The organism is Streptomyces sp. McG3 (assembly GCF_018619185.1).
GTDB lineage: Bacteria > Actinomycetota > Actinomycetes > Streptomycetales > Streptomycetaceae > Streptomyces.
Genome location: NZ_JAAXYC010000467.1, coordinates 1 through 4,329 on the forward strand (window position 1 = coordinate 1; position 4,329 = coordinate 4,329).

General features: G+C 72.7%; 3 protein-coding genes. All 3 read left to right on the forward strand.

All coding sequences use genetic code 11. From position 1 onward, the window contains the following. Window positions 1-399 precede the first annotated feature (399 nt). Entirely contained in the window at window positions 400-1,191 is a 792-nt protein-coding gene (locus HET64_RS36985; RefSeq protein ID WP_308370431.1) for a phytanoyl-CoA dioxygenase family protein, read from the forward strand. A gap of 20 nt (window positions 1,192-1,211) precedes the next feature. Beyond that, entirely contained in the window at window positions 1,212-1,772 is a 561-nt protein-coding gene (locus HET64_RS36990; protein ID WP_251146396.1) for a DUF6309 family protein, read from the forward strand. Then, window positions 1,769-4,329 (forward strand): AMP-binding protein (locus HET64_RS36995; RefSeq protein ID WP_215111618.1); only part of this gene is annotated, 2,561 nt, incomplete at its 3' end. The genes HET64_RS36990 and HET64_RS36995, both read left to right, overlap by 4 nt.

Here is a 4,329-nt window from a genome sequence, read left to right on the forward strand (position 1 = left end):
GGGCGGGGGGAGGCGCCCGGGGTGCGAAGCAGCCACCGAGGCCGAACCCGGATCGGAAGCGGGGGCCGGAAGCGGGAGCAAGGAGCGGGAGCCGGCGGCCTAATTCCTGATCGAATTCGATGACCGAAAATCATTGCTTGTGGTCCGGGTCACCTCGGGATAGCGTCACATCCCGTTCCACGCCCCGGGCCGTCCGGCCCGAACTCCGACGCCGACATCGAGCGGTTTTCGGCGAAAGTCGAGCAATCCTCGGCGAAGAACGCGAAGCGCACCGAGCACGCCAGACACGCCAGGCACGCGAAGAGAAATGTACGCAACCTCTGGAGCGGAGGACTGTACATCTTGCGATCTTCCCCAAGCCCCGCAGAAACGGAATTCGGCGGAAATACGGGCTCCCGGGTGAGGGCCCGCGTCGACCCCACCGAAGAGCGGAAGAACTTCGAGGAACGCGGTTATCTGGTCCTCCCCGCGCTCCTGCCCCCTCCGCTCCTGGCGCGCCTGGTGCCCGAGGTGGACCGGTGGATGGACGAGGGACTGCGCGACCGTTCCATCGCGTGCAGTACCGGTCCGCAGGCGGGAGCCCGCCCGCCGGTGCTGGAGCTGGAGCTCCCCGCCCACGGCGAACTGCTGGTGCATCCGCCCCTGATGACCGTCCTGGCCGCTGTCATGGGCGGCGCGTTCGCCCACCATCACCTGCACAGCCAGCGGCAGGGCGCCGGCGACTCCGGCAAACCATGGCATCACGACCACGAACCCAACGACCTCGGGGACAGGTCGTTGCCGATGGTGCACGCACTGCACTACCTGGGCGGGCTGGACGAGGCGGTGGGCAGCCTCGCCGTGCTGCCCGGATCGCACCGCGAGGACGTGCCCAAGGACTTCCGCGCCGCACTCGGCACGACCACGCTGCCCGGGGAGGTGGTGATCGACCGGCTGCCGCGCGGCTCGACGGTTCTGATCAACTCGGCGGTCTTCCATGCCCGCCGCCCCGCGCTCTCCCCCGTGGCCGGACGCAACCGGTACTTCGTCGACGCCTCCTACTGCCGCACCGGTGCGCGGTGGCGGCCGGTGAAGCCGTATTGGCGGTACATGCTCGCCCGGGCCAGGGAACTGGACCTCGACCACGGCCAATGGCCGGAACTTTTCGATGAGCGGCACTTCACGGAGTTTCCGGGAGCGGTGGGCCGATGACAGCTGTGGGAAGATCTTCCATGAGCGCTGTGGAAGCCGTCGCATTCTCCGAAGTTCTGCGTGTTTATGGGCGGGACCATCCGGCAGACCGCCCGCACCGTGCGAACACCAACAAGGACGGCGAGGAGAATATGCGCCGGGCGCATTCCCTGTTCGGTTCCTGGTATCGGATCGAACTCGGCCGGGCCGATATTCTCCGTGTGGTTCTCCCCTGGCACACCAGTGAAGGCGGTACGCGTGAGCTGGTGCCGAGAACGGGTTCGACGGTCGGTCGCGCCGCGGATCTGATCCGTGCCGATCCGGCCGGATACGCCGAGGCCGATCCGGTCTGCGCGGCGAAGCTCGACCGGTTCTCCCGTGCCCCGTTCACGGCGGTCTACCTCAGCGCCCGCCCGGTGGATCACCCGGACTACTCCGACGTACGGGTCAGGGAGGGGCTCATCCACCTCGACGGGCTGCACCGCATGGTCGGGTGGGAGGTCGCGGGACGGCTGGGCGGTGGGGCCGCCGTGACGGCCTACCTGGCGGCCGAGAGTCTTCCCGCCTGCCTGGGGACCCTCCGCGAAGGGAAACCGGTATGACGACGTCCGCCACGAGCCCCCGGCCCTTGACGCCGATACCCGCCGACGCGCCACCGGGCCGCACCGCGGTACCGGCCACGGACACCTCCACCCTGTGCGGGCTCCTCCACCGGGCCGAGCGGCTCCACCCGCACCGGCCGGCCGTCACGGACCACGCCCGGGTGATCACGTACGCGGAGCTGGGGGCCGGGGCCGACCGGGTCGCCGCCGGACTCCGGCGGGCGGGGATCGGACCGGGCGACCGGGTGGCGATCCTGGGCCGCCGGGACAGCCGGCTGTTCGTGCTGCTGCACGGAGTGCTCCGCACGGGTGCGGCCGTGGTGACGCTCGACACGGCCTGGAGCGCGGAGGACCGGCTGCGCAGGCTGGCGGCCGTACGCGCCGCCGGGGTGCTCACCACCACCGCGCTGTCGGACGAGGAGGTCCGGGCCGTGTCGGCCGCCGGGGTCCGGTACGTCGAACACACCGACCCCGACGTCCTCCTCGCCGCACCGTTCGAACCGCCCCCACCGGGCAGTCCTGCTCCTCGCGACCGTCCCGCTCCTCGCGTCGGAAGCGACGATCCCGCCTATCTCTCCTTCACCTCCGGCTCGGGCGGCGAGCCCAAGGCCGTCGTCGTCACCCATGGCAACGCGGTGCACTACGCGCTGGCGCTGCGCGACAGGCTGGAACTCACGGAGGCGGACGCGCCGTGCGTCGCCCACCTCACCACGCTCGCCGCCGACCTGGGGCACACCAGCTGGCTGCTGGCCCTCGCCACCGCCGGGCGCACCCATGTGGTCGGCGACGAGCACGCCAGGGACACCCCCGCCTGCTGGGCGGCGCTGCGCGAAGCGGGGTGTTCGGTCGTGAAGACGACCCCCTCCCACATGGCGGAGCTCTGGAGGGACCGCCCGGGCCCGCGGCGCGGGACGGCTCCCTACCGCCCGGGGACGCTGATCCTCGGCGGTGAGCCCCTCCCCCGGTCCCTGGGCGCCTCACTGCTGCACGACGAGGGTGTCCACCGGCTCCTCAACCACTACGGCCCGACCGAGACGACGGTCGGGGCGGCCTGTTTCCTCGCCACATCGGCCGGGGAACTGCCGGAGGACGAGGAGACGGTCCCGATCGGCACGCCACTGGGCGAGGCGACCCTCGACCTGCTCGACAGCGCCGGTTCCCCCGTCGCCGACGGTGAGTCCGGCCACCTCCACATCGGGGGGCGCGGCGTCAGCGCCGGGTACTTCGGCCGTCCCGAGCAGACCGCACGGCGCTTCGTCCCGCACGGAGGGGCCCGTACGTACCGCACGGGCGACCTCTGCCGGCGGCGTCCCGACGGACAGCTCGTCTTCCTCGGCCGGCTGGACCGGCAGACCAAGATCCGGGGGTATCTGGTCGACCCCTCCGAGGTCGAGCACCTCGTCCGGCAGGTCCCCGGCGTCGAGCTCTGCGCCGTCGTCGTACGGGGCACCGCCACCGGCAACCGGCTGCTGGCCGCCGTCCGGCCCGCCGACGGTGCGGTGGAGGAGCACCGGCTGCTCGACGCCGTGCGTGCGCACCTGAACAGCCGCCTGCCCGCGTACTCCGTGCCCCAGCCGCTCATCGTGCTCAGGGAGTTCCCCCTCGGCCCCAACGGGAAGCTGGACACCCCACGGCTGGCGGCCGCCCTCGACGCCGTGCTGGCCGGACGGGCCGGGAACCCGGCGTCTCCCGGGCCCGAAGTGGCGCCCCTGGCACAGGAGATAGCGAAGCTCTGGGCCGAGGCATTGGGCCTGCCCGCGGTGGATCCGGACGCCGACGTCCTGGAGCTGGGCGGCGACTCCATACTCGCCATGCGCACGGTCTCCCAGCTCCGCCGCCACGGTCACCACGCCGCCTACGCGGACTTCTACCGCCACCCCACCTCCCGGCGTCTGGCGTCCGCCGTACGCGCGACGGCACCGCGGGCCGCTGCCGAAGCCCCCGCCACGGAGCTGCCCAGCGGGCCCGGCGCGCTCGCCCCCGCCCAGCGCTGGTTCTTCGGCCAGGGCGTCGACAACCCCCGGCACTGGAACCAGTCGGTGCTGCTCCGCTGCGCGAGGAAGGTCGATCCGGCCGCCCTCGTCACCGCGGCGGCGGCCGTGGTGGAGCGTCACCCGGCGCTGCGCCGCCCCGTCGGCCCGCACGGGCCCGGGGCTCCCCGGCCGTTGGACCAGCTGGATCTCGTCAGCTTCTCCCGCGTCCGGCGCCCCGGGAACGTCGCGGAGGAGATCGCGGCCCTGGGCACCGAACTGCAGCGGAGCCTCGACCCCGAGGCCGGCCGCCTCATCCGCTTCCATCTCTTCTCAGGTGGCCCGGGAGCCGACGACCGGCTGGCACTGATCGCCCATCACCTCGTCGTCGACGGGTTGTCGTGGCGCGTCGTCCTCGACGACATGGCGCACGCCTACCGCGCCGCGCTGTCCGGCCGGCCGGCCGGTCTGCCGCCCGCGGCCGACTTCTACCGGTGGGCCGCGAGCAGGCCCGAGCAGGCGCTGCCGGTGAGCCCCTTCCCCGGCGGTGGCCCGGACACCCCGCCGCCAGGGGGCCGGACCGGCCC